Origin of the sequence: Dethiosulfatarculus sandiegensis, from assembly GCF_000931935.2 — a bacterium.
In the GTDB taxonomy this organism is placed as follows: Bacteria; Desulfobacterota; Desulfarculia; order Desulfarculales; family Desulfarculaceae; genus Dethiosulfatarculus; species Dethiosulfatarculus sandiegensis.
The window spans coordinates 70257-97161 of the sequence record NZ_AZAC01000017.1; the positions used below are offsets into that span (position 1 = coordinate 70257).

General features: G+C 52.1%; 20 protein-coding genes. 6 read left to right on the forward strand and 14 right to left on the reverse strand.

The genetic code is table 11. The features are described from left to right. Positions 1 to 63 precede the first annotated feature (63 nt). The 4 genes from X474_RS13380 (at position 64) to X474_RS13395 (ending at position 4242) form a co-directional block, all read left to right on the forward strand. Positions 64 to 984 (forward strand): hypothetical protein, encoded by a 921-nt coding sequence (locus X474_RS13380; protein ID WP_044349593.1) that lies wholly within the window; start codon positions 64 to 66, stop codon positions 982 to 984. Beyond that, complete coding sequence (locus X474_RS13385; RefSeq protein ID WP_044349595.1) at positions 977 to 1969, forward strand: NAD-dependent epimerase/dehydratase family protein; 993 nt, start codon at positions 977 to 979, stop codon at positions 1967 to 1969. The genes X474_RS13380 and X474_RS13385 overlap by 8 nt, the downstream gene beginning before the upstream one ends. After that, on the forward strand, positions 1969 to 2952 hold the full coding sequence (locus X474_RS13390) for a lysylphosphatidylglycerol synthase transmembrane domain-containing protein (protein WP_044349596.1): 984 nt from the start codon (positions 1969 to 1971) through the stop codon (positions 2950 to 2952). Before X474_RS13385 ends, X474_RS13390 begins: the two co-directional genes overlap by 1 nt. Positions 2953 to 3066: 114 nt before the next feature. Next, the gene (locus X474_RS13395; RefSeq protein ID WP_231688329.1) at positions 3067 to 4242 is read left to right on the forward strand and encodes an MFS transporter; all 1176 of its coding nucleotides are present in this window, start codon (positions 3067 to 3069) and stop codon (positions 4240 to 4242) included. Positions 4243 to 4396: 154 nt separating this feature from the next. Here X474_RS13395 and X474_RS13400 read toward each other — a convergent pair whose 3' ends face one another. Together X474_RS13400 and X474_RS13405 are read right to left on the reverse strand one after the other, a co-directional pair. Further along, the gene (locus X474_RS13400; RefSeq protein ID WP_052515189.1) at positions 4397 to 5758 is read right to left on the reverse strand and encodes a hypothetical protein; all 1362 of its coding nucleotides are present in this window, start codon (positions 5756 to 5758) and stop codon (positions 4397 to 4399) included. A gap of 18 nt (positions 5759 to 5776) precedes the next feature. After that, positions 5777 to 8167, reverse strand: coding sequence for a tetratricopeptide repeat protein (locus X474_RS13405; protein WP_044349597.1), 2391 nt, complete (start codon positions 8165 to 8167; stop codon positions 5777 to 5779). Between the two features lie 817 nt (positions 8168 to 8984). Here X474_RS13405 and X474_RS13410 point away from each other — a divergent pair. Continuing rightward, on the forward strand, positions 8985 to 10259 hold the full coding sequence (locus tag X474_RS13410; RefSeq protein WP_044349599.1) for a GNAT family N-acetyltransferase: 1275 nt from the start codon (positions 8985 to 8987) through the stop codon (positions 10257 to 10259). Between the two features lie 4 nt (positions 10260 to 10263). Here the strand turns inward: X474_RS13410 and X474_RS13415 are convergent, their stop codons facing one another. The 12 genes from X474_RS13415 to X474_RS13470 form a co-directional block, all read right to left on the reverse strand. Then, complete coding sequence (locus X474_RS13415) at positions 10264 to 11172, reverse strand: FkbM family methyltransferase (protein WP_197282095.1); 909 nt, start codon at positions 11170 to 11172, stop codon at positions 10264 to 10266. Positions 11173 to 11258: 86 nt separating this feature from the next. Then, complete coding sequence (locus X474_RS13420) at positions 11259 to 13595, reverse strand: hypothetical protein (protein ID WP_044349602.1); 2337 nt, start codon at positions 13593 to 13595, stop codon at positions 11259 to 11261. A gap of 41 nt (positions 13596 to 13636) precedes the next feature. Then, positions 13637 to 14689 carry a hypothetical protein gene (locus tag X474_RS13425; protein WP_044349604.1) on the reverse strand — a complete coding sequence of 351 codons (1053 nt, stop codon included), beginning with the start codon at positions 14687 to 14689 and terminating at the stop codon, positions 13637 to 13639. Between the two features lie 164 nt (positions 14690 to 14853). Beyond that, the gene (locus tag X474_RS13430) at positions 14854 to 16125 is read right to left on the reverse strand and encodes an O-antigen ligase family protein (protein WP_044349605.1); all 1272 of its coding nucleotides are present in this window, start codon (positions 16123 to 16125) and stop codon (positions 14854 to 14856) included. A 66-nt stretch (positions 16126 to 16191) separates the two neighbouring features. Then, positions 16192 to 16863, reverse strand: coding sequence for an exosortase C-terminal domain/associated protein EpsI (locus X474_RS13435; protein ID WP_052515190.1), 672 nt, complete (start codon positions 16861 to 16863; stop codon positions 16192 to 16194). Beyond that, positions 16853 to 17737, reverse strand: a complete 885-nt coding sequence (xrt, locus tag X474_RS13440) for an exosortase (RefSeq protein ID WP_082464359.1) — start codon at positions 17735 to 17737, stop codon at positions 16853 to 16855. Before xrt ends, X474_RS13435 begins: the two co-directional genes overlap by 11 nt. Further along, positions 17734 to 19173, reverse strand: a complete 1440-nt coding sequence (locus X474_RS13445; protein ID WP_044349606.1) for a TIGR03013 family XrtA/PEP-CTERM system glycosyltransferase — start codon at positions 19171 to 19173, stop codon at positions 17734 to 17736. The genes xrt and X474_RS13445 overlap by 4 nt, the downstream gene beginning before the upstream one ends. 5 nt (positions 19174 to 19178) lie before the next feature. Then, on the reverse strand, positions 19179 to 20081 hold the full coding sequence (locus tag X474_RS13450) for a CpsD/CapB family tyrosine-protein kinase (RefSeq protein ID WP_052515191.1): 903 nt from the start codon (positions 20079 to 20081) through the stop codon (positions 19179 to 19181). Next, on the reverse strand, positions 20074 to 21552 hold the full coding sequence (locus X474_RS13455) for an AAA family ATPase (protein WP_052515192.1): 1479 nt from the start codon (positions 21550 to 21552) through the stop codon (positions 20074 to 20076). The genes X474_RS13450 and X474_RS13455 overlap by 8 nt, the downstream gene beginning before the upstream one ends. Before the next feature lie 298 nt (positions 21553 to 21850). After that, positions 21851 to 23488, reverse strand: a complete 1638-nt coding sequence (locus X474_RS13460) for a GumC family protein (RefSeq protein ID WP_044349607.1) — start codon at positions 23486 to 23488, stop codon at positions 21851 to 21853. A 4-nt stretch (positions 23489 to 23492) separates the two neighbouring features. Then, positions 23493 to 24875 (reverse strand): hypothetical protein, encoded by a 1383-nt coding sequence (locus X474_RS13465; RefSeq protein ID WP_044349608.1) that lies wholly within the window; start codon positions 24873 to 24875, stop codon positions 23493 to 23495. A gap of 64 nt (positions 24876 to 24939) precedes the next feature. Continuing rightward, the gene (locus tag X474_RS13470; protein ID WP_052515193.1) at positions 24940 to 25512 is read right to left on the reverse strand and encodes a polysaccharide biosynthesis/export family protein; all 573 of its coding nucleotides are present in this window, start codon (positions 25510 to 25512) and stop codon (positions 24940 to 24942) included. A 298-nt stretch (positions 25513 to 25810) separates the two neighbouring features. Here X474_RS13470 and X474_RS13475 point away from each other — a divergent pair, with 298 nt between their 5' ends. Beyond that, on the forward strand, positions 25811 to 26116 hold the full coding sequence (locus tag X474_RS13475; protein ID WP_197282096.1) for a hypothetical protein: 306 nt from the start codon (positions 25811 to 25813) through the stop codon (positions 26114 to 26116). Positions 26117 to 26905 lie beyond the last annotated feature (789 nt).

Below are 26905 nucleotides of genomic sequence, written 5' to 3' on the forward strand. Positions count from 1 at the left end.
ATTTGGGAAAGCACCCGGCCTTAAAGCGCCGGGCAGGGAGAATTGCGGCACAAGGGAGGGGTCATGCGAAAGGTAATTGTCACAACCACCATCAACCCGCCGACTGAAGCCATCATTCGTTACGATTCCATGGAAGACTGGAGCCTGGTGGTCATAGGCGACCTCAAGACCCCCAAGGATTACAAGTTGAAAAAAGGCGTCTATGTCTCTCCTGAAGAACAGGAGGCATATGACAAGGAACTTTCTGACGCCATTGGCTGGAACTGCATTCAAAGACGCAGTTTCGGGCTTTTGTGGGCCAGGGATCTGGGAGCCGACCTGGTGGCGGTTATTGATGATGACAACATACCCTTGCCGGGGTGGGGAGAGAACCTCATGCTCGGCCGGGAGGTGTCGGTAAATTATTATGCTGATCAGTCGCCTGCCTTTGACCCGGTGGGGGCCACCAACCACCCCCATCTCTGGCACAGGGGGTTTCCCTTGCCGCTTTTGGCCCAAAGGGACTATACGGATGTCTCAACCCGGCGGATAACTTGCGATGTACAGGCTGATTTTTGGAACGGGGACCCGGACATAGACGCCATCTGCCGCATGGAGCACGCCCCGGAGTGTGATTTCAATTCTGAATTATTTCCCTTGGCCGGGCAGGGAATAAGCCCTTTCAATTCCCAGAATACGTTTGTAAGTGGCCGTTTTTTAAAGGATTATTTTTTGTTCCCCCATGTGGGGCGCATGGATGACATCTGGGCCTCTTTTTATCTCCAGGCCTTGGGCGCCAAGGTGGTTTACGGCAAGCCTTCGGTTTACCAGGAAAGAAACGTCCATGACCTGGTGAAGGATATGAAACAGGAATACCTGGGCTATGAGAACAACCTCAGGCTGGTTCAGGAACTGGAAGGCGATCCCAAAGCCCTTTTCAAATATCTGCCCGAACGCTCTCAAAAGGCTTTTCAACTCTATCGGAGGCACTTTAAAGATGAGTAAAATCCTGATCACCGGTGGGGCCGGTTTTGTAGGCAGGCATTTTTGTCACAGGTTGTTGGAGGCAGGGGACCAGGTCCATTGTGTTGATTCAGTTGCCCAATATACGGGAGGGGTGCATCCCGATAACCGGTGGCCGCTTTTCGAGCCCAGGGATTTTGATAATTTTCATTTTTATCACCAGGATTGCAGGGAATTTTTCCAAAACAACACAGACACTGATTTTGACTATGTGTTTCACCTGGCAGCCATGGTGGGCGGGCGCTTGATGATCGAGAACAACCCCCTGGCCGTGGCCGACGACCTGGCCATTGATTCCATGTATTGGCAATGGGCCCAAGAGGCCCGCCCCGGAAAAAGTGTTTGCTTCAGCTCCAGCGCCGCCTACCCCATAAAGCTCCAGACCAGGGAGAACAACCTCCTCTTGAAGGAAGATATGATCGATTTCAGTGAGGATATAGGCATGCCCGACATGTCCTATGGCTGGTCGAAGCTTACCCTGGAGTACCTTTGCCGCCTGGCTTATGCCAAGCATGGCCTTAAAAGCGTGGCCTACAGGCCGTTTTCAGGGTACGGCGAAGACCAGGACATGACCTATCCTTTTCCGTCCATTTGCCAAAGGGCGCTGGATAATTACGGGGCCGAGACCCTTATGGTCTGGGGCAGCGGGCTCCAGATGCGGGATTTCATCCATATAGAGGACTGTGTAACCGGAGTCTTGACCACCATGGATAAGGTGGACGATGGCAAGGCCATCAACCTCTCCACCGGTGTTCTGACCAATTTTCGCCAACTGGCCGGGATGATGGCTGAAAAAGCCGGGTATTCGCCCGAGATCGTAAGTAAAAGCGATAAGCCGGAGGGGGTCTTTGCCCGGGGCGGTGACACGGAAAAACAAAAGACTCTGGGTTTTGAACACAGCATCTCCCTGGACCAGGGCATTGGACGGGCTTTGGAATATCTTTCCGCCAAGACGGAAAGGGCCTGATGAAACAAGCCGCCAAAATGCACCTGTTTTTCGGGGCCAAGGTTGTTATCAGCCTCGGCCTGGTGGGAGTATTGTTTTACCGCCTGGATTGGGAGGTCATAAACCGCCTGAGCCTTTCTTTTGATTTTTGGTATTTTTTACCGCTGGCCGCGGCGTTCACCCTGATGCAGATTCCCGGGGCATGGCGCTGGCAAGAGGTTCTGAAATGCCACGGGCTCAAACAGTCCCTTTGGCAGGGGGCCAGGCTTTACCTGGTGGGTTATTTTTTTAATAATTTTTTACCCACTGCCATTGGCGGGGATATGGTCAGGGGTTATGAATCAGGCCGCAGGCTCGGCAGCCTGGCCAAGGTTTATACCTCCATCCTGATGGAAAGGCTTTTGGGGCTGCTGGCCTGCCTCACCCTGGCCTTGTTTTTTTTACCTTGGGTTAATCCGCCCCGGCCGCTTTGTTTGATGGTTCTGGGCTTGAATCTTTTGGCCTGGCTGGGCATGGCGCTGGTATTGTGGTCCAAAACCCATGCCCTGGTAGACACCCTCTTAAAGCGGCTTCCGAGTAAAATCAGCCAAAAGCTAACCCGTATAACCGGCTCCCTGGCCGAATACCGGGGCCATATCCCCAGGCTGGGGCTTGGCTTCCTGGCCGCCTTGGCTTACCAGGCAGGATTGATCTGGGTGGCCTGGCTCGGCGGCTTTCTGGCCGGATTCACCTGGATCAGCCTGGCGGATTATCTGGTATTCGTGCCCCTGATCTGGGTGGTTTCTCTTTTGCCGATCACCTTCAATGCCCTGGGAGTGCGGGAAATAAGCTTTGCCTATTTTTTCAGCCTGCTTGGCGGGGAGCCGGAACAGGGTGTGCTGGTCTCTTTGGTCCTTTTTGTCACAATTTTGCTCACCAGCCTAAGTGGCGGGGTTCTATGGTGGACAGGCGGTGAGAAACTTTCCGGCCTAAGGCAAAGGGCAGAGGCCGGTCCGGGAAATTAAACGATTTGGCGTCCTTTTTTGTCTTGGGACTGACTCCTATTTAAAATAGTGCTATTGTTGTAATGCGCGAGCAGGTGAGACACTGTTTTTCCGGGAGCATCCAAATTGGGTTCCATGTTGATTCCGCTGATCCTCATGGTCGGCGTATTTTTTTTGAATTTCCTTTCCCGGGTGGTCATGGGCCCGCTGTTGCCCTTGATTGAGATGGACCTTCACCTCACCCATTCCCAGGCGGGATCGCTTTTATTCTTTTTATCCTTGGGTTATTTCATTACTCTTTTGGCTTCGGGGTTTGTATCTCAGAAACTGGACCACAGGCGCACCATGTTGATCTCCTGTTTGGGGGTGGGGGTTGCCACGCTGGGGCTTAGCGTGGCCGACTCCCTTTGGAGCATGAGGCTTGGCTTGTTTGGCCTGGGCATGGCGGCAGGCCCCTATCTGCCCAGCGCCATAGCGGTTCTGACCCATATCATCCCCTGTAAGTATTGGGGCCGGGCCTTGGCCATTCATGAAACCGCCCCCAATGCCGCCATGTTGGTGGCTCCTTTGAGTGTGGAGTTTTTCTTTGCGTTTCTTTCCTGGCGCTCCCTTTTGCTGGCCTACGGTCTTTTGAGTTTGTGTGTGTTTGTTGGTTTCCTGCGCTGGGGTCCCCAAACAGACTTAAAAGGCCAGGCTCCGTCCCCAAGGGTAATGGCCGGTCTTTTGACCAAACCCCAGATTTTTGGGATGTGTTCGCTTTTTGTGCTCGGTGCGTCGGTCAGTCTGGGGGTTTACACCATACTTCCCCTGTATTTGGTATCCGCCAAGGAAATGGCCATATCCCAAGTAAATTATCTGATCTTCTACTGCCGCATCCCGAGCCTTATCATTGTTTTTGGGGTGGGGTGGGTCAATGACCGCCTTGGCCCCATGCGCACCCTGGCCATTGTTATGGGGATTGCAGGAGCATTTTTGGCCTTGTTGGCTTTGGCGGATGCGAGCTGGGTCTGGATAGTTGTCTGCGTACAGTCGCCAGTGGCGGGTTGTTTTTTCCTTCCCGCCTTGAGCGCTGCGGCCCGTATGGGCCCGCCGAGCCAGAGAAACCTGGTGGTTTCCATCTGTAGCGCAGGGGGAATACTTTTTGGAGCGGGGGTGACACCGGCCTTTGTGGGCTGGATGGGCACAAAGGGACAGTTCGACCTTGCTTTTATCCTGCTTGGCTTGGCCATACTTTTGGGCTTGTTGCTTTTACCACTGCTTAGGACAAAGGAAGACCCCCTGAAAGATGATTCCGCCGGGGCCGCCTGTTGAATTCAGTTAATGCGGCAGCCGCACTGCGAATATAAGGACTATGTAGTCAGGATTATTAGATGGGCTGGATTTTTGCAACCCGCCGATCTTAAAACAAATGCCCTGGAGGCGTTGCGCCAGGGCATTTGTTTTCCAGAAACGGGCTGTTTGTTAATTACTTGGTAAAGGCCTCACCGGTGTAAACCGCTTCAAACTCCTTGCCCTTGATCTTTTTCAGCCAGTTTATTTGATCATCATTCCAATCCGGATGAGGTGAGCCGGAAATAAAAAGATCTCCGCCGTTGTCCGCCAGGATCATGCCGTATTTTTTAAGGGCCCTTAAGATAACCTTGACCGGCTCGGGAAAGGGTTCAATATCAAAGCTTGCCTTCAGGCGCAATCTGAGGCCCATGGGCGGCCGCACATCAGCCTTAACCGGGCTGGCGTGGTGGGTTGCCGGCAGGATATATGCCTTTCTGGTCTTTTGTACGGTAAAGCGGAGGGCATGGTTGATCTCGCCCTTTTCGTGCACTTCTTCATACCTGATCAGGCCAGGAAAAATGGGCAGCCCTGCCGCGTCAGCCGAGGTCCAGCCTAAGGGCCTCAGTTTATTGGTGGTGAGGTCGAAAATAGCTCCGCTGCCAGCGTTCCAGCCCTTTCCCGCCTTGGAGGCCAGGTAGACCTCATAGAGCTTTTTGGCGTCATAGTCAACTACGATTATGTGCCGGTCACCGCCTTTTTCTATAGGCGCATCAGGGGGAATGGGGTAAGGACCTGGGTCGCTTTCCCTGTAGTATTTGAATTTAACCGGAACCTTGGGCTGGCCCTTACGCACCACCACGTAGGGGATGCCGAAGGGTGTGCCTTTTTTCAAGGGATAACCCAGCACTTTCCAGCGGTTGCCTGAGCCAAAGTCGGGATGCAAAGAAGTGTACATGCCTATGTTTTTGAGATAGACGTCTGATTTGGGATGCCTGGGCAGGCGGGAAATGTCCATGTTCCAGGGGTTGTCCGGGGGGAATACCTGTAAAGGCAATTTTTTGCCTTTATATACTACAAAGGTTTTTCCCGGAGCTTCCCGACTGGCCTTGAATTCAGGGGCGCTGACCGAAAGAGTTTTTCGTTGGGAATCAAAAGGCGCCCATTGGCCTGCTATGTTGTAGGTTGGCCAAAAGCTCCAGTTGCCGGGCATATCCAGAATAAATGACGCCTGGTAGGAAATGCTTTGCCCGGGCCGCAGCCGCCAGCCCTGGTATTGGTAGCCAAAGTCCCGATTCAGCATTTTGGGGCCCCTGGACCAGCGAGAGCCTACAAATATCCCGAATTTATTGTGAAATACAACCGAATCATTAGAAACATTGCGCAAGGTGAAGGAGATCTCCACCCTGCTTCCTATCTTGGGTTTTTCTTCGCAAACCAGGTTAAAGCGGACCAGCTCAATTCCCTGCCCCGAGACCTTGGGTTGGGCCCAGGCGTTTTCAATGCCTGTGAGGGCCGCCAAAATGATCAAAAGAAAAATGGTTGTTTTTACCCGCATTTCGGTAAATCAACTTTCTTATTTGATTTTGTTCAAAAGCTTTTGCGCCTCGGGTTTTTCGCGGAAAGACCCTGGTATGGCGAGTGCTTTTTCCAAGGTCTTCTGGGCCATGCTGATGTTCTCCAAGCCATAGTAGGCCTGGGCCATGTGATAGAGGATAGTGGGGTTGTCAGGCGATATTTTGAGAGCCTCTTCCAACTCAACCTGCGCGCTTTCGTAAGCCTTTCTTTGAATCAGAATCCAACCCATCGTGTCCAGTATCCTGGGATCTTCCGGGGCCAGGCGTTTGGCCTGCTGAATAAGGGGCATGGCTTCGTTCAAGTACTTGTCCCCGCCCAGACGGGCCAGGAGATAAGCCAGGTTGTTGAGGGCCGGGATAAAGTCGCGGCTTATGGCCAGGGCGTCACGGTAGTCCTTGGCCGCCTCTTCGGTATTGCCCAGGACTTCCTGCGCATCACCTCTGGCCACCAGAGCGGCCAGGTTGGTGGGGCGAAGTTCAAGCACCTTGTCCAGATATTTTTTTGCGTCTTTCGGCTTATCCTGGGCCCTGGCCACTGCGGCCATGCCCAGATACGGCCCGACCAGTTTGGGATTAAGGGCCAAGGCCTTTTCGTACTGCTCAACAGCCATGGGGAAATTCTTTTGCATCTGATAGACATCACCGAGCATGGTATGCAAAACATAGGGATTTTGCGATCTGGGCAGTTGCTTTTGAATGACTTCAACCGCCTTTTTGGGCTTGCCGTCATCCATGGAGATCATGGCCAGGCGCATGATGGAGTCATATAGGTCAGGCTGTTTTTTGAGCGCTTCCTCATAAAATTTAATTGCCTGCTCTTTTTGGCTGCGGGCTTCCGCCAGTGAACCGAGGCGCTGGTACCCCAGTCCGGATTGAGGGCGCTGTTTGATGATTTTTTTGAATTCCTGCTCGGCCTTGCCGTAGGCTCCCTGAGCCAGGTAGAGACGCCCCATCATATCAATGGCGCCCAAGTTTTTAGGCTCCTTGGCAAGTATTTGATCCACTTGGCCGATCGCCTGTAAAAGATCACCTTCCTCGGCCTGTATGTTGGCTAAAAGAAAGCGAACCCTTATATCAGCGGGATCAGACTTGATAGCCTTGTTCAGGTCCGCCTTGGCCAATTGGGTCTTCCGCTGGCGCACAAAGGCCTGCCCCCTTCTGTACAGGGCTTCCGGGTCCAGTGGCCTGGCTCTCAGCACCTCGGTAAGGGTGGTTACCGCCTTCTCCAGGTATCCCCGGATCAGTTCGATCCTGGCTTTCAGAATCAGGGCCGAGGATTCGGTGGGGTTTTTCTTGAACACCTTGTTCAGAGTAGCTTCGGCTTCCTGCAGCTTACCGCTTTCAATATCCAGTTCGGCCAAGGCGTTTTGAGGCATGGGTGAATCAGGTTCGATTTCAGCGGCTTTTTGCAGATAGCTTCTGGCCTTGGGCCGGTCGCCCTGGGCTGCGTAAAAACGGGCGGTCATCAAAAGGGGCCATATGGATTTGGGATCCTGTCTTATAGCCTCCAGATAGGTCTGCTCAGCCTGGCCGGGTTTGCCCGATACTGTGAAGAGACGGGCAAGAGCCAGTCTGTAACGCACTTCTTCCGGATGCTGGGAAATAAGTTGACGCAAGGCCTTTTCGGCCTGTTGGGGTTTTTGCTGGCGCATCAGAAGCTCCACCAGCATGAGTTGGAGGCGTCCCTCCTCCGGATGGGCCAAGGCTGCTTGTTTTAAGTATTCGGCAGCCTCTTTGTTTTTATCCTGGGTCAGGTAAAGCCTCACCAGGAGCAGTTTGGGGGTGAGCAGTCTGGGCGCCAGCTGGACGGCCTTTTTGAATTCCTTTTCCGCCAGGTCAGCTCGGCCTTCCTCCAGGTTCTGTTGACCTAAAAGGACATGGATGTCGGCCCTTTTGGGCGCCAGGGCCAGGGCCTTTTCCAGACTGGCCACGGCCTTTTTGGTGTTTTGCACCTGGGCAAAGGACTGGCCTTCCAAAACCAGGGCGTCTATATTTTCAGGCTCTGCCTTGAGCACCAGTTGAGCGCGCTCCAGTGACTCATCGGCCCGCCCCGCCAACAAGGCTATCTGGCCCAGCCTGATCTGGGCGTCAAGGTTGTCCGGATCCAAAGTGACCACATTAAAGAAAAGGCGGTATGCCTGGGCCATTTCCCCAAGTTTCATGTAAGTGAGCGCCAGACGATAGTGGGCTTCCACATATTTTGGGTCCAGTTTCAGCGCGTTCCTCAACTCAACTGTGGCTTCTTTCAGCTTCCCCTCTTCATAGTATTTCAGACCTTTTTGATAGTAATCATGTTTGTCTGCGGCCAGAGCAACAGTGGCCGTCGTCGATAGACTTAGCGCCAATAACAGAATCGCAAAGCCCTTGAGCCGAGTCTGAAAAACTCTCATGTTCTCCTCCAGGCGCCCGGCAGATCGGGCTTTACAAAAGGATGAGAAGTCAAGCGACGCTCTTCCCGGCGCCGACTGCGACTTTTTTAGGAGGCCTCTCATTATAATCGACAGATACCCTTAATTTCAGGGACTGGAATTATTGATCAACCTGTTTTTTGGGGTTTATTTAGAGAGCTGAGCCTTCCGGCAGGCAGATGGTATTTTAAAACGGTTGTGCCTGCGCGAGTTCCCTATAGCGCTCACCTCTCTATAACATGGTATAGCATATAAACTGCGTTTTATTAAAGACAGAGTTCATTTTACACAAATTCAAGGCGAGATAAACTTAAGTTTGTTTGGCGCCGTTTGAAAGGCTTGTATTTTGATTACGGCGTTTGGGAAACCAATTGGAGAAGGGAAAGCCTTGCGGGCTTTTAAGTCGAATCGGGCATGAAAACGGTTATATCCTGTTATTCAAGCCGCTTGATTTTTATCAGGCGTAATTGGGCCGGTCGGTGAGCATGATTTGCCTTCAATATAATTTGGATCTTGGAAATCTGTTCTTGACCGGTCTGGAATATCTTTTCAGGATGAAATCTTGATAAGCCGACTAGTGATAATCTGCCGACGGCATCTTAAAGGCGCTTAGGGCATAAGGTTGCCATTTACTGCTACCACAACCATTGATTGAGTAATGTTAAGGTTTTATTTTCTTGGAAGTTATCCGATAATTTAGCAAAGGCCTTTTTAGTTGTTTTGTTTTTAAACCCGGTTCAGAATAACTTTCATTGAAAAATGGTGTGAACGACATGTATTTGAACCGGCGGAGTAAAAATTGAAATTTGATTCAGCGTTTAAATTCATCCGGCAAGTTGTGTCCTTGCCTCAGGCAACCATTGACTTGTCTTTGGCCAAGGCTGAACGCAACGATCCTTTTTTCGCCCAGGTGGTAAGGGATTTTTATACAGAGACCCGAAAGCCTCATCCCAAAATGCCATTGCTGCGTCAGTTTCGCATAGGAATGGCCCTTTGCCCCCTGCCAAGTGATTTTTCAGAATATTTCGCCACAGTTGATGCCTCGGCCCGGCGCAACTGCAAAAAGGCGGAACGCCTGGGGTATGAATGCTCCCCGATTGATTATAATCAATACTTGGAAGATATAAGAGAGATCAGGGCTTCGACACCTGTACGTCAGGGCAAGGTCAGCGAGGAACTCCTTACGGGTGAGGTCGTTGAGGTTCACAACCCTGAGTCCCAAGATCCCACACATGATTACCCTGTTTTTGGGGTTAAGAAAGATGGAAAGCTGGTGGCTCAGGCCAGTTGCATGGTGGCAGGCGACCTGGCCATGATCCAGCATATTTTGGGGCATGCCGATTACCAGTCTGACGGCATAGTTCCCTTTATGATTATTTCCATGGTTGACCACATCATTAAAAACCACCCTGGGGTGCGTTTTTTTGGTTACGGCACCTATTACGGGGCCCTGCCCAAGATGCAGAGGTTCAAGGCAAAGTTTAACCTGTTGCCTCATCGGGTCAGATGGATTCTGGGGGACGGGAGCGAAAAAGAGAAAAAATGGCCCGCCTCTTTTGTGGAGCCAGCTCCTAGGCCCGAGGGGCGGGGCAGGTGGCAGATGGTCTATCGTCAGGTTCTAGAAAAATTTTTGGCGGTGGCCAAGCGCAAGGAGACTGAATTCGTTCTGTTTAAAAACCCTGTGCTTTTTCTTATGTTCGCACAGCCTTTGCTTAAGCTTATGGGGACTTCGGGCTATCTCCGCTCTCTGGTTAAATTGATTACTGTAAGGCGATCCTTTTATTGTGTTTTTCTGAAGGAGGAAGCTGTTGCCACCGGCTGGTGTACAACTTCTTTTTGCCGTCATTACCCTGTGGAGCCGGGGGCGGTTGTGGTGGGGCCCATCTGGACTTCACCTGATGTAAGGCGCAGGGGGTTGGCCACTTTTGCCCTTAAAAACGCAATCAATTGCCATCGCATGAGCGGGCACAGGGTTTTTTATATTGATACTTCGACAGATAACCCGGCATCGCAGAAGGTCATAGAAAAATGCGGGTTTGGCAGGCCTGTCAAATACCTGCCCAGGGAGGGGTGAGGGCTCATTGGGCAAGGCCTGAACGGCAGATGATGTTGTAGACCATATCCTGGCTGAACTGCTCAAAAAAAGGTTTTTCCGGATCAACCTTTAAATCCGGTTTTTCGCTTACCTGGAATTCAACCTCGGCCAGTTGGGTCAGCCATTTAAGCATGAGCGAGGGATCTCTTTGGGTCCTTTGGAAATGCCTGGGGTGCGCTTCCATTGAAATTACAAAACCATCCGCATTTTCAATGGTTTTTGAGGCTCCCTCAAGCACTTCCCATTCATGGCCTTCCACATCTATTTTCAGGGCCAGGCTGTAGCCCGGAGTAAGGTCCAGGCTATCCAGCCTTTCCACAAAAATATCACCTTCGGGGTCGGCCTCCACAAAACGGGCGTGGCTGGAAGGATCATGGGGCGGGCTTTTCAAGGAACCGGTTCCCTGCATGTTTCCAACCGCCGCCTGTCTGGCCTGGGCCGGCACAGGCAGGTTTGCCAGGTTTTTTTGCAGGAGACTATAGACATCCGCATTGGGTTCATAGGCCACAACCCGGTTTATGTTTGGGCAGGCAGCGCACATCTTGGCGCTCATTATGCCTATGTTGGCCCCGCAATCCAGAAAAGTCACCTTGCCTGGCAAATTTTTGATAAAGGCGGCAAAGGCCTGCACCACCTGTGACTCGTAATCTTCCACCCCAATGCCATCCAGGGCGTCGTCCGGTCGGTAAAGGGGGATTAAAAGCTGTACTTCCCGGCTTAAATGGTGACGATAAAGTTTGTTCAAAAGGCCTGCCTGCCTGGCCAGGGTGAGAAGTCGAAATCCTCCCCGGATTTTCTTGCGCACAAGATTCATAGCCAATCTAAAGATAAAAGGCTCTGTCTCCACTATGGGAAAATCAATAACCGGAGGTGTGGACTGGGTTGAAGTCATGTTGGTCCTTATCTGCCAACAGGCCGGGGAGACGGGTTGCACACTCCTGCCTGGATCATATGCGCCTTTAGGCGGGTTTAGGTTCGTCAGTTTGCTTTCACGTCCTGGCGCGGCTGGTCTGTTTTTTGGTTTCTTTTCCGGGGCTCCACCAGGAAGGAGAGCATGCCTCCCGGGCTTGAGGTGAGACCCTTGCCCGGCTTGATGCTTATGGAGTTTCTCCCGGCTGTTATGTGATAACTTTGGTTTGGCGTCAATCCGGCGACTATGTGCCTGGTTTTACCCCCGGGGTAGAGATATCTCAGGTCTGCCTTTGGATCGGGCTCGCCCAGGCGCACCGCCACTATCCTGGGCCATTTGGCATCAGGCACCACCAAACCCTTTACGTTTGCGTTTTGGGTGCTTAAAAGCCTGAGCTGCGGGGGCTCCGGAGCGTTTTCAGCAGCCGGCAACAGTGCGAACACCTGGGGTTTTTTAGGAATATCTCCCGTTTTTCCCGTGTATTCGGCCCGCCAGGTGGCCAGGATTCTGGTCCCCTTTTTGGGGGGATATGTTTTTCCGTTTACCTGGAAAGCGGCCTTGCCCATGCCCCCAAAAAGATGCAGTTCTCCCTGGGCAGGCCACAAGGGCACCACTGTCAGCCTGGCCCTGGTGGTTTTGAACCGAAGCTCCTGGGCCGGTCCCTTGTAACGGCCATCGCCCAGAGGCTTTACATCCAGGGGAATTTGGGGTTGGCTCGGAAAGTGAACTACAAACCCCACCTTGGCCTTCTCCCGGTTCAAGACCACATCGTCGATCACGGCCACGACTTCCGGAGCCAGGGCCGCCTGGGGGCCTCCACCCCTTAAATGAAACAGGTGCCTCACCACCCTGGCCGCTTTTTTGGTGCTGCCTTGGTAAGCCTTGGTGGCATTGGCCCTCATGTAGGTGAACCTGGGTTTGCCCTCCAAAACCTCTATTTCAGCAGCTTTGTAAATATCCTGGTTGGCCTGCCACTCTTTCAGGCTGCTGGCGGTCCATGGCAGGTTTTTGATTGCCTTGCCTTTTTTATCAAAAGAGGCCCAGGCCCTTTGGCCGCCGTCATTGGTAAAGGTCCCCTTGGGTTTGACTTCGCCCCTTAAGTCATACCAGGAGTATTCTTTGGGGTCTTTTATCAAAAGGGTGTTGTGCCCCAGGCTTCTTATACCGTAATTAAGGGCGTAATTACTGCGCAATCCGTCGTAACCTCCTGAGGGCGGCATCAAGAGGGCCTGTTGGAAAATGACCAGGGAAAGGGCGTCAAGGTGTTGATTGATGGCAAATTGGGGGCCTGCGCTAAAGGATATCCAGGTGGCCCGATCCGACCAGTCGGAACGGGAATAGGCCCTGCCCACATCCGGGGCAAACCAGGAAAGCGGGGCAGTGGTTAAAGGAGCCTGCTTGGCCTCCATGTCAAAAAATAAAAATTCCATAGGCAAAAGCGGTCCGGGCGCTACACCGGGCCTGCGGGAGTCTATCTGTAAAGCCCTGGCCCAGCCGGTCATGGGGGTCTGGGGCCAGATTTCCGTGATCATCAGCATTTGCAGGCGGGCAAGGTCCGAAGCCATGCGGGGGGAAAGCACCTGATCTCCGCTGGGCGAAACCAGAAGGGGGCCGAAATACCCGGTTTGGTTTGAGCCCGGTAAAAGGCTGAAGATCAGGCATCCCAACCGGTCCTGAAACCAGGGGATCTTTTCAAATACATCAATACCTGCCGCGGTTTTCAGCACGGCGGCAAAACACACCAGATCATAGCCGGCTCGAGCGCCGAGATTTTCTCCTTCGAACCAGCCTCCACCCTGGCCCAGTTGAGCCAGGCAGGGTTTGATTTCCCGGTTGAAGCGGGTGTCAAAGGCGAACTTGAAGATTTCGTCGGCCTTTTGATGGGTGCCCCGTATGGCCAGGGCCGTGTAAGCCGTGAGTTTTAGGGCCGAAGCTGCGGCCGAATTAAAACACCCCCGGCCCTGGTCTTTGAGCCTCATGGTGTGCTTAATCAGCCAGTCGGCCAGGTCATTGCGCTCCCTGGCGGTGAAGCCTTGCCAGGCCCAATCCAGGGTCAGGGCCACAGAGCAGATCAGATCCGCGTTTTGAGCCAAGGATCTCAAGGGTGGTGTTTTCAAGGCGGCAAAGGCGCATTTTGTTGCGGCTTCGCGGTTTTTTTGGGCCTGCTGAGGTTGAAGGTCATCAAGGAGCAGGGCAGCCAGGGCCAGGCCCGGCCCGTCCTGGGGAAGATGCTCTTTACGTTTATCCTGCTGGCTCCACAAGATCAGCCTGGTCCAGGAAGGTTGTTGCTGATTTGCTATTTCCTTAAGACGTGAAAGCCTTTTGGGGGTGAGCAAAAGGCCGGGGTGGATTACTTCTTGCTTTTCCACTTGGGGGTCCTGAGCCGCGGCAAAACCGGGCGCCATAAGCAAACATGCTATTAGAATAGCTAAAACCTGTCGAACGCTCAAAATGCTACCTCGCCCTTTTCAATCCTCTTGATGAGTTGGACCATCTCCCAGCATGTCACAAAATACAAGTTAATTCCATTTTCCTTTGCCTGTCTGCCGGTCATTGCCTGCCATTGGGCCTGCATGGCCTCGCCCAACAAGGCTTCATGATGAACCTCCGGCGCGCCGTGGCAATGCAGTTTTAAAAAGCGTATGTTTTCGGCGCCTATGACCCTGGGGGCGTACTTAATCCAGGCCGGGACACGGTCTTTTCCAGGTGGGCGATGGGCGCCCAGGTCCGAATTTTCCAGAGAAGGCAATACTCCGTATTTTCGCCTTCTGAAGTTCAAGGCCAGCACTCCCTGCACCATTAAAAGGTCGCCGGATGGGGGAACCCCCACCTTGACCGGTCGCCCCTGGTCGTGGCTTTTGGGCCGTTCGGGATCATCTGTGGCATAGTAAATGGAGTTGATTATCCTGGTCTGGGTGGGGCTGGGGGCCGAGGGCAGGGTGAAGTCCGCATAACATCCGGTGCGGGCCAATATGGATATCTCGTCGTTTACTCCGCACCACATGCCGTCCGGCCTTGAGTTGTCCAGGGCCCAATTGCCGTGGATAAAACCATAGGCCAGGTTGCCGGTCTGCGGGTCTTTTCGTAAAAGCCCGTGTTTTTGATGGAGCCGTTCAATCCAGGAGAGCAGGAACTCTTCCAATTGGGCCGAGGTTTCTCCATGATGATGCAGATGGACTTCAACATCACCAAGCCCCTGCTCCCTAAGGGCCGCCAGGCGATCCATCACCCAGGGGTCATACTCATCCAGGGGATAAAAAAAGGTGTGTTGGGGGCCTTTGCCCCGGCTGTCCCTGCACCCCTCGCCGGACTTGGCCAGCCTGTTCTCCCAGATCGAAAGACGAGTCAACGCGGTGTTGCGGTCCGCTTTTCCCCAGAAAGGTTCAAAATGGTCCGCTACGGCCACCACCAGATGCAGGGGCTTTTTTATGGAATGGGAGAAATTCCATAAAACCTGCCTGAGATAGGCGGGCAGCCATATTTCCAGATTGTGTTTCATTTATTTTTAAACCCCTGAGCCCTTCTTTGCACAGGGCGCCTGGTTAAAACCATTCAATGCCAACTGTTCCGGGTGAAGGTGTTTTTGTGCAGCCCTGCTTTCTCCTAATACCTTTTTATAGCGGAGGTCCGGTTTTTCAAAGGGCGATCGCACCCCGAATAATTTCAGGAGATAGACCAAAGAACCCTTAGGGCGATATGGACGAAGACAACGCTTCCCAGTGTGGCGGCAAGGGTATAAAGCATCTGTTTGGTGCTCCAGGGATGCCTTACATATATTCCCTCGTTGTCAAGACAGTTCAAGGTGGCCACCACCAGGGCCATCAAAATAAAACTTTGCGGCTTGTAAGATTGGCTCAGGAAAAAACCCGCTATCAGCCAGGCCACCAGGGCCTGGTGAAGCCCATCCAAGAGCTTGTCTAAAAAAGGCGGGGCATTGGGAAGGTTTTTGGTGAGGGCAATTTCCCTGAAGGCGCTGTAAAACATGGCGATCCAGATGAAACCGCCGAAAAGGCCCAGCTCCGCCAACACCAGCACCAGTGAGTTGTGGGCCGTATGGTGGTGGAAATCTGTGAATCTGAAGGCTCCCACCCCAAAGACGGGGTTTTCCTTTAAAAGCTGGAGACCAACCGACCAATGTTCCAGTCGCCCCCTGGAGGAGCTGTCTTGAGTGTTGATTTGGCCTATTCGGGGGATGCTCACCACCAGTGAGGCAAAGAGCGCCAGGGCGGCTATGGCTATGACAAGGCCGGTGCGCCGGTAAAAATAGAACCAGAAAACCGAGGCCAGAGCCAAAAATCCGCCTCTGGAGCGGGTGTAGATCATGCCCGATATCAAGCCCACCAAAAGAATTATACCGCTGATAATGGTTGGTGAAAGAAATGGTTTGTGAATGGCCGGCATGAGGAAGGGGATCCAGATAACCAGGTTCAGGGCCAGGTCATTGGGGTCTGAAAAAATGCCTATGCCCTGGGCTTGACGGATATAGGTTCCAGCTTCGGTGGATCGCATGGTTATGTCGCTTCCAAATAGTCCGGAGCCAAAATGGAACTGCATAATGGCGTGAATGGAGAGCAACAGGGCAAAAATGATCATGGCCCAGATGTATATGCGCAGTCTGTTGAAGGTGTTCACCGTGAGCACGATCAGAAAATACAAGATCAGGGTGGGTATGAACTTTCCCATGGCCATGGTGGCTCCGCCAAGCCAGAAATTGGCTATGTGGCTCATGGCCAGGGTAAAGAAAAAAACCGGGAGCAGGGCGTTTAAAAAGGAACGCTTTAACCGGGAGGCCTGAATGCTGCCTTCCAGAAATACAACACCCACCGCAACCATGGCTGTCCAGTCAAGGATAGGCCAGCCCTTGACTGCCTCCATGAAGTCCTGGGGCCTTATATAGATAACGGCTGTGAATAAGAGTGTGAAAAAAAAGCCCAAGTTTTTGACTCCGGGTTTGGCTTGTTTTTATCCGCCCTAAGCGTTTGGCTGCAAAAAAGTTTCTTGTTAGCTTCCTTGTGTAGGTCCCGCCGGAGGCATGAGCCTGTTCAGGGCCGGGATCAGGGGCTTGGCCAAACTGATCAGGTCTTTCAGGTGGTTGGGGTTCATGGGATCCACCACCATGGTGAGCCTCACCAGCGCACCGTCGCTTCTTTTTAAAGTGAGTCCGTCCAAGAGCAGGTTTATACGCTCTTTATATTCGTTTGCCTCGATACTGCCTCTACCCTGGTACCAGTATAGTACGCTGAGTTTCTGCAGCTCATTGGTTATTATAAGATGGTTTACCTTGTAGGGTCCGTTATTTCCGGGGATGTCGATCTGCTTTCGGCTGCTTATCTGCCAGCCCGATCCCGGCAGACAGTGTCTGGGGGAGTGGATTATGCGCCCCTCTTCCTGAAGCCCGAAATAGGCCAGAAAAACCGCTATGTTTTGGCCTCTGGGATTCACATAATCCCGCAGGAGGAAGTCAGAGGGTTTCAGGAGGCCCAAGGTGCGTTCGTCCAAGTCCACATCCGGGCCCACCCCATGCCAGAGACCGAGCCTGAGGTCCAACTTCTGCAAAGGGGCCCTGAGGTATTGAGCTTTTACATTTTTGCCTTGGTAAATCAAGAAACTTGTGACCCCCAGGCAGATCACGACCGCCCAAAGCAGGAGAAGTCTTTTTTTCTCAGGATTCATTGGCGACCTCCTTACGGCGTGTAAGGCGGTTCAGCAGCCAGGTTATTCCGCCCAAAAGGGCAAAGGCGGCCATAAAGACCAGCCAGCCGGTAAAGTCGTGCACGGTTCCTTCCAGAGCCTGGGGGCCGTAGAATTTAGCCAGAATGCCCCCGGCCACCACCCTGAGGGCGTTGGTAAAGACAGCCACCGGTATCACAAAAACTACTACCAAGACTTTCACCCAGCGGTTGGGCAGCACCATATAGGCCATGATAACCCCTACTGCCAGGAGAGAGATCAGGCTTCTGATGCCCGAGCAGGCGTCCACCACATTGAGTACGATATGGGGTAGATGCAAAACATTGCCTTCCACCAGGACCGGGACCCCAAAAAGTTCAAAAAACCAGCCTGCTATGGATGCGGCCACCAGTCGCAAGGGGAAGGCCACGGCATCGTAAAGTATGTAGGGCAGGGGCACCATAAGCGCCAGATAGGCAAAGGGGAAAATTACTTTTGCTCCCAGTTTCCACCCCCAATTCAAAAGGGTGAGCCCCCACAAAACCGGGATGAGGCTTAAGCGTTTCAAATAAAATTCATGCCCCAACTGCCCCACCAGGAGCATGAAAAGGCCTATCCCTATAAAAAGTAGGCCCCAGGGCTCGGGCCCGGCAGCCGCCCTTTTAAGCTGGGTGCGTCGCCGCCAGATAAGGCCGAATGAGACCAGGGGCACTAAAAAACCGTGGGAGTAATTGGGGTCGTTCCACCAGTTTTCCACCATGGATATAATCTGGGGGATATAGAGCCAGGCCAATAAAAAGGCCAGGGCGGTCCATACCAGGACCAGGTTGAACCCGGGTTTTTTTACTTCAAGTGAAGTGGCCTGACCTGAACTCAACGTCCACCTCCACCGAAAAGCAGGATTTTAATGGTTTGAAAAAGAATGGTTATATCCATGCTTAGTCCAAAGTGTTTTATGTAATAGAGGTCATAGTTGAGTTTTTCCATGGCCGCCTGTTTGGAAGAGCCGTAAGGGTAGCAGATCTGGGCCCAACCGGTTATGCCGGGTTTGACGTTGTGTCTTTCAGCGTAAAACGGCAGGTCCTTTTGCAGCTCTTCCACAAAGTGGGGTCTTTCAGGCCTGGGGCCCACAAAACTCATGGTGCCGATAAGCACGTTCCATAGTTGCGGTATTTCATCCAGGCGGGTTTTTCTTATAAAGCGGCCCACCTTTGTTATGCGGGGATCTTCCTCCTGGGCCCAGACCGGGCCGGAGGCTTTTTCAGCATCGGTTACCATGGAGCGGAATTTATATATGGTAAAAGGTTTTCCCTGGTATCCGGTTCTTTCCTGGCTGTAGAGCACCGGGCCTTTGCTCTCCATACGGATGGCCAGGGCGGTCGCCAGGGCAAGGGGCAAAGAAAGCAAAAGCCCCACACTGCTGACACTTATGTCAAAGAGCCTTTTGGCATAGGCCCTTATGCCGCCGGTGGTGAAGCCTTGAGCCGAGAAAATCAAGGCGCCTGCGGTGACATGGTCCGCCAGGATGCGGCCTGCTATGGATTCGAAAAAATCCTCGCCTGATTTGATCAAGACACCCTGCATGCGGCAGTGTAACAGGTCGTTCATGGGCATGGCCCCTCTTTTTTCCTCCATGGCCACCACCACAAGATTGGCCCCATAATAGCGTACAAGAGAGTAGATATCCTCAAATTCTTTGTGATAATCAGCTCTTAAAAGTTTGCCCCACAAGGGCATGAGATTGATTGGATTTTTATCAGCTTTGGTTGCAAGTTCTTTTTGGGAAGGCCCCGCATCCAGAATGCAGACCAAGTTGTGTACATTGTCGGTGCGTTTGGTGAGTTCCTCCAAGATTGCGTCGGCAATGGCGCCTTGCCCCAGCAAAAGAACCTTGGTGGACAATAGCCTTTGGTGCAGCGCCCAGCCGTAACCCCAGCGCCAAAGGGTGACCAGGGTGATAACCAGAAAAAAGCTCCAGACCATCACCCCGCGGCCCAGAAACAACCGGGGCATTATGTAGTAGATTACAGTGAGGCCCATATTCCCCACTGCCACGGCTGTGAGCAGTCTGGAAAAGGTCCAGATAAAGGGTTTGGCCACCCGGAAGTTGTACAGGTCAAAGTAAAAAAAGGTGGCCTGCAACACTATGGGCACCAGAACTATGCGGTGCCAGGAGTATTTCCAGGTAAAAAGTTCTCCAGGATCGCCCACCCTTAAAAGCACTGCCAGGGCCACGGCCACGCCGATCAGGAGGCTTTCCCCCAAAACGAAAACAACGTGGTATGGGCTGGGCCTGCTGGAGGGCACCAACATAGTTATTAAATCTCCCCTGCCAGGGGACCGCTGAAGCTGGTGGCGTCTGACACAGCCTGATGGCGGTCATTTAAAACCACACCGATTATTTTTTCCTCGGGCAGGCGGGCGATGCCCCTCATGGCCACTTCACGGTCTGTTGTGCCGCCCATGATCACCACCACTATGCCCTCCACCATGCGGGCCAGCACCGCCGGGTCGTCCACGGCCTGGACCGGGGGTGTATCCATGATGATGTAACGGTCTTTATAGCGCTCCTTAAGCTCCTCCACCAGATCCATCATTTTGTCGGTGGCCAGAATCTCGGCGGAGCGGCGGGAAGGGCTTCCGGCCGGAATAACCGAGAGTTTATCCATGCTGGTTTTGTGCATGATTTCCGGCGCGGTGGCCCCGTGTTCCAGATAATCGGAAAGCCCCGGTCGGAGTGGGGTGCCCAAGAGCCGGTGCATTTGGGGGTGAAACAGGTGGCAGTCCATGACCATTACGAACTGCTCCAGCCCCCTGGCAAATGATATGGCCAGGTTGGCCGCCAAAAGGCTTCTTCCCTCTCCGGGCAGGGCGCTTGAGACCATGATGATCCTGGGCGGGTCTCCATGAAAAGGATATAAAAGTTGGCTGCGCAGAATATCAATGCGTTTGGCTTCCGGGCTGCTCGGGGCAAAGTACGAGACCAGACGATCCTTTTCATTGCTGGAAAGTGTTTTCTTTCTGGCTTGCCTTGGTTCTATCTCCAGGGAATCCAGATCCGGCATAACCTGCCGCCTTGTAGGCGGTTCGGCCTGTCTGGCTTCTGGCGGCGCGGCTTCTCTGGACTCCTGGGGAGGGAGGCCGCTTGTGCCTTGGGTGGTCTGCCTCTGGCTGGGCAGTGTTTTGCCTCCGCGCTTTAAGATATCATTCATGTTAGCCATTAAGGCCTCCTTTGGCGGATGTTTCAGGCGGGGCTTCCACAATCGGGCCCCAGTCCCCTACGCCCTCAGATTGTTTGCTGTCCCGGGCCTTGGCCGTTTCGGGAGCTTCTTCAGGTACAAAAACACCCGGCGGCTGGTCGGACGTCCAGACTTTCCATTTGTAACGTAAATAAGAAACCCCACCTACTTTAAAAAAAGCAAAGCTCCCGCTGATAACAAAGAAAAGGGCCAAAAGCACTATCGCTCTTTTTAAAAGGCCGGAGCTTTTTTTTGCCCGGGGCGCTTTTTCTGCCCTGGATGGCCTGGTTTTGCGGGCGGCCTTTTTGCCCCCTTTTTTGAACATCCGTTTTTTAAAGCGGCTTGGCTTGGGAGAGACCTCTTCCTGGTCAATATAAGTGTCACCGTATGGTTCCTGGGGCACGGGTATGTATTCCCACGATTGTTCCTGGTCCTGGCCGGCCGGATAGTCATATTCCCACTTGGCGGGTTCGGGCTGCGGCGCTGTTTTTGGTTCGGGGGAGATCTCCGCTTCTTCCTGCACAGGTGTAGGCGGGGTGGGCTCCACCTGTTCGGCAGGTTTATATTCTTCAGGCTGCAGTTTGGCCGCCGCCTTTTTTTCCTTTTCAAGGAAATCAGGCTCAACCTGGGGTTCTTCTTCCGGCTCCCAGTTGAGCGAGGCTTCCTGTCTGGCCGCTTCCAATACTATTTGTCTGGTCAATTGCCGGGTGTCTTTGGAAAAGGCCAGCAGCATGGCTGCATCGCACAGGGTGTTTATCAGGCGGGGGTTGCCCTTGGTGACCTTGTAAACCGCAGCCAGGGCCCGATCACTGAAAAGTTGGGGGTCTCCACCCGCGATGGAGATTCGGTGGCGCACATAAAAGGTCGTGTCATCAAGGTTTAGAGGGGAGAGAAGATAAAATCGCCTCAGCCTTTGCAGCAGCCCGGAGGAGCGCGCCTTGCGCAAAAGCCCCGCCATCTCCGGTTGCCCCACCAGGAAAATGTTCAGAATTTTAGGCGAGGAGTCGTCTATGTTGCCCAAAAGCCTCAACTCCTCAAGCATCTCCATGGTAAGGCTGTGGGCTTCGTCCACCACCAACAATATTGTCTTATTGCGTTTTCTGCATTGGGCTGTGAATTGATTAAAGGCCGCTATAAATTGACCCTTGGTGGCAAAGGGGCCGTTCATGCCCAGTTCCAGGGCGATCATGTTGAAAAAATCCAAAGGCGTCAGTCTGGGATTGGTGAGGACCGCGGCTATGACATCATCTTTAAGTTGGCGCAAAAGAGCCATGATGAGAGTGGTCTTACCGGTCCCCGCTTCTCCCAGAAGCAGGGCCCATCCTTCTTTTTCCGTTATGGCGTAGACTAACGTGGCAAGCGCCTCGGCGTGTTCGTCGGGCAACATGATAAAGCGCGGATTCGGTTCTATGGCAAATGGTTTTTCGCGCAGATTGAAAAAAGCTTCGTACATTGTAGCTACAGCCCGGTGAATCCGGTTTTTCAGCGAAAAAGCATGCCCTCCGAAAGGACGTTGTTTTCACTGCCCGGAAGAATATGTTTACCTTTTTAGCCTACTTGGGTTCGCATGGTTTAACCTGCCGGATGTCTGGTCCCGGCAGATTGCGGGAATAATCCTTCTTTTAGTTTCTCCGGAATCACGGGAACCTAAAACTCTTGTGATTCCTTTGGGCAGTTATTTAGAGGCCCCGACGAAATAACGGATTTCGGGGTGTTTCCGCCCGTTTCAGAAGCCTTTCACAGGTCGCCCCTTAGGAGAATATCCCCAAGAGCATCTGCCTCAAAGCCGGCCCCTTACCGGTGAACAGAATGGCCAAAAGTCCGGCCATGAAAAAACCCAACAGTAAGTAAAGTAAAATAAGCAACATATTGTTGCGTTTCTTTTTGGCCCTTTCGGCAGGAGTGGTCAAGGGAGGGACCACCACCAGGACGGGCAGCTCGGTAAACCTTTCCATCTGCTCCACAGAGGTAAAGGAATTGTCCAGGAAATTTAGCCCAAAAGCCATTCCCACCGCCAAGGCCAGCGCCATGAGAAATGAAACCGGAATGGCCCTCTTAATGCTGGGGCGATAGGGCTCGTCCGGTTTCTGGGCCGGATCCACCACCTCAAACTGCTCTCCGCGCTGGGTGCGTTCCAGGTTGGCGGCCATGTTGGCGTCAAGCCATTTGGCGTGCATCTTCTCAAAGGCGTCTTTTAAAACATCGTATCCCCTGGTCAGTTCTTCCAGGTCCTTGGCCACAATGGGGCCGTTTTGGATGCGTTGCTGGGTTAGCTTTATATCTTTGGTTAGCTGGTCTCTTTGTTTTTCGTATTCCTTGACCCTGGCCTTATGTTCGGCTAGGGCTTTTCCCATCCGGTCTCTTGTTTCAATAAGGCTGGCCACCTCCAGGGCTTCAGCGTCACTGATCTCGGAATCGCTCTTGCCCTGGGCCTTTAAACGGCCTTCCTTTTCAGCTTTTTGGGCCTCGGCCTTAAGCAGGTGACGCTTGAGCCTTTGGATATCCGGATGATTGTCTGTGTAGAACACCCTTAAGCGGGCGATTTCCTTTTTGATCGCCTGCGGGCTGCTTTCGCTGATGCCCTGTTGCCCTCCTTGGCCGGGGCTGACCGCGCCCACCTTGCGTTCATGGGCCTTGCGCAGTTCGATTTTTTGAATCTCCGAGTTCACAACCACCAGCGAGCGTTCCAAAAAGGCGATGCGGTTAAGGTCTTCGCCTATCATTTCTTCAGCGTGTTCCCTGGCTCTTCTGGTGTGCTCCATTACCTGGAGGTTCTTTTCCTGGGCCGAAGGCAATTCTTGCAGGTGCTCCTGCTTGAATTTGGTGATTCGGGCGTCCCATTCCTTTAACTGGTTGCGCATGCGCTCCAGTTCCCTGGTCAGGAAGCGGGCCGTGCCCACGGCGTCCTGTTCCCTGAGTCTTAAGTTGCTGTCCACATAAAAGGAGGCCAGGGCGTTTGTGACCGCTGAGACTGCCTGGGCTTCTTTATATAAATAGGTGATGGTGAAATAGTTTTTTCTGGTGATTTTGATGGTGATGTCCTTGCGCATGCGCTCGGCCAGGTCATCGGGCGTCATCTTGCCCTTTTCCGTAGGGTAGAGCTTAAACCGGTCTATCAGCTCGGTTAAGCGTGAACGGCTCAAGACCCTTTGGGTGATGATTTGAAGTCGATCCTCTATTTTGCTGGTGATAGTGGTTTGAACGATGCTGCCCGGCACTTTTTGGGGCTGCACCACAATCAGTGCAGTCGCCTGGTAGGTCTTGGGCCAGAAGAGGCAATAGCCCACGCCTGTTCCCAATACCAGAAAGAAGATCAGGACCGACAGGGCCCAGCGGCGTTTTAATACAAACAGATACTGTCTAATGTCTATACTGGTCGTTTGTTGCATGGCATCACCAGCGGTAAGGGTATTCACCAGTCAGGATCAGCATGACCCTGTTTTCTCTTCGTTCTTCATCCGGGTCTTCTTGATCCCGGTATAAAAGCCTGTAGTCAAGCCCCAGGGTGAGGTAGCGGGTCATGGTCCAGCTTAACCTACTGTAAAAGGCGTAAGTATGCACATCTCCCCGGCCGAAGGAGGCGGCGAGAAGGGGCTCCTGCTTATAGGAATCCCTTATGTATGACGCCCTGGTATAGAGGTTCCAGTGTTCGGTGAATCTGTAGGTGAAATCAGCGTTGACCCGGTGGGTGAAGGTTAAGCCTGCGTTTTGGCCGTAGAGGTCGTACTCACCCAAAGATGTTTCCGCACTGAGCCCAAAGCGCCAGGTGTCTCCCCGCCATTTGGCCCAGAGGTTTACGATTGGGTAGATGTCCTGCTCTCCCCTGGTTGTAGGGGTGTCCGCCCGGAATGTCTTTGATACACCGGCTGCCGCGCCGTAGCTGAAGGTCTGGGTAAGGTCGTGGGAATAGCCCAGAATCACACTGTAGATGCGGTAGTCGCGGTTATCTGATATTTCCTGGTCGTCGGTGAGCGCCCTTGCCTGGCTGTAGGCAAAAGTGACCGAAGCCTCCTGGGTGGGGCCCATCAGTCTCACCAGGGTGAGACTGGCGCTCACGCTGTCTATGGTCGGGGTGAGGTCGTATTCGGTTCTTTTGGCGCCGCCTTCACCCTCCAGACGCCAGTTGGGGCTCATGCGCCATTTGCCGCCTAGGCGGGGCCAGTGAATGTTGGAGGAATCTGCGTCCTCGTCCTCAAAATGGTTTATTAAATAGGTGTATTCCGCAAAGATGGTGTCATCGGGCCCGAAATTGTGAGTCAGCCTCACTGTGGATGAGTTTCGGTCTCTTCTTCCCTCTACAGGTTCGAGCGTCACCAGCCGGTCCTCGTCCAGAATAGGGGCGTCATAGGTGGAGACAAGGGTGTTTGAGATATCCAGAATCCATTTCGGTGAAAAAACCCGGGTGTAATGCAGGTCCAGGCTCCCGCCCTCCACCCTGGTGTATTCCGAGATGTCGAAATAATAGTCGTAGTTTATTTTTCCACTGGCCCGGAAATGGTTCTCCGGTGGACCCAATTCAAGCCTGGCGCCCGGGGAAACCCGTAGAAAACCGGATTCCCTGGCCACTTCCTGGAAACGTGCGTTATCCGTATACCCCAGGTCCACCTCTACAAAAGGTGTGAACTTGTCCGCCCGGGCAGGGGCGGCAAAGGCGGTCAGAAAGGCCAAAGCGACCGTAAGTAAAACCTCGGGCACTATCCGTTTGTTTCGGTTTAAAACTAAACCAAACTCCGAATGAAAGCGCTTGGAGAAATATTTACGTTTCGCAAAGAGCACGGGCAGGCTCCACCATTAAACAGGTTTCGCTAAATAAACCGGGAGGCTGTTCGCAAACAGACTGCTAAGGAACTATGATTACATCACCCGGGTGCAGGATTATGTTCTGCTCCAGGGTTTCACCTTCGACTACTTTATCATACTCAAAGGGAAGTAATTTCTGTTCTGATCCCACTCCCCTTACAATCACCACCTCGTCGTCATTGGCCCATTCATTAAAACCTTCGGCAATGGAAAGCCCCTGCAGAACCGTTGTGGGTTTGAGCATGGGATAACGTCCGGGTTTTACAACATTACCCAACACACTGAATGTCTGGCTGCGAGGATCTTTGACTATAACGTATACTTTTGGGGCTTCAACAAAACGCTTAAGAGCTTTGGTTATTATTTCCTTTAATTGCATGGGAGTCAGCCCGGCGGCCATCATATCGTCGAGCAGAGGTAAAGTTATCCTGCCGTCAGGGCGCACTAATACTTCCGGAAAGCTCAAGGCATCCTCTCGCCAGACTATGATCTCCAAAATATCACTGGGGCCGATTCGATAAGTGGTTTGAGGTTCGGCCCATGCCTTTGGCGAGGTCAAAAACATGGCTGAAGTGACAGCCAAAATAAAAAAAGCCGTCAATCCCAACTTCATAAAGCTCCTGAATTGCCGCTCCATGTAGCCTCTCTTGGAATCATAAAAAAGAAATAGTCTTTTTAAATTAATATGGAAGGACCGCAATAGTTCCAATTTATTATAATACACCAGCAAGTGGTTTTATATCAATAAATATGCAATACCGAGGCCAATACTCTCTAGCCTTGAGAAAATACCTGAAATATGTTTACTATGTCAACAAGTAATAGGACAGGCACAAGGTATATTAGCATAATAAAAGTAAAAAAGGAGAAAACTCATGTTGCGGGCAAGGGTGTGGTTCAGGTGTGCGGCCATGCATGATCCTGTTAGTCCAGTATTGGTCGAACCAGCCCGGATAGGTTGGGACGCCAAACAAAGGGATGTGGATTTGACTATTGAAAGATCTTTCAACGGCGTGGAGTTGTTACGCAGAATGAAAGGTTGGGTTACAGTGAATGTTGAGCAAGCTATAAATATAATTACTAAATATGGGAGGTTGAAACTTTTAGACGATAGAATTCTGGTTATTGAGTTTGAAAATAAGAAGGACTACACTGCCCTTCAAGATGAGTTGGCCAAGGAATTTGACGATCAAGCTGATCTGGAAGTTATGAATTGACAAAATTTTGACGTGTAGCTTGGCTATGGTTCTAATAGCAGAACTGCCGGGATTATTTTTAGATGCTTGCTGAAAAGCATGAGCAAAACTATTCTCCAACCGGTTTGCTTTTCCTTTTTTGAATAAAAAATCGGTTGGATAATTTTTTGTTAAAATATCAGTAAGTTGCATCTTAGTTATACATGGAGTAGGAAAAATGAATGAAATATTTCAGCTATGGTGATGTCGTTAGTGGTTTTTTGCCGGTAAAGTTTTTTTCTTACTTTTGCATATTCTGAGAAGGCCTTCCCCGGCCCCTGGGCTTTTGCAGGCCCGACCGGTTACGGTTTTAAAAAAACCGGGTGCCGGACTTCTTTTTGTTGACGCTTGCCGCTTAAGGTTTTCTCCTTTTTTTATAAGGGCCGAAAATCATCGTACCCTTACTCCATGCGCCTGAAGGCAGTTTTCCAAAACATAAGCGTTACCCCCATCAAAAGGAACTGTAACGTGAGCTGTTGCCGCGTTTTCTCTTTTTGTTTATTGGAAAACATTTTAATCCCACCCCATTAGCCCGTATAAGCCGGCTCGAACAGCGTGAGAAAAAACACCAAGCAAAAAACGTCCTTAATAGCCGGGTCCTTAATTACCTCTGATTATGCTAGGATTTGACTATCTGCCTATTATTTTACAAAAAAATTTATATTTAATTGAGCGGTTCCAAAATTTGAGGAGTCAAAAACGGGTCTTAAAGGCCTATTTTATAAAATTACCATTATCGGTAAGTAAAATCTGGTTGATTTCAGGTTAAGA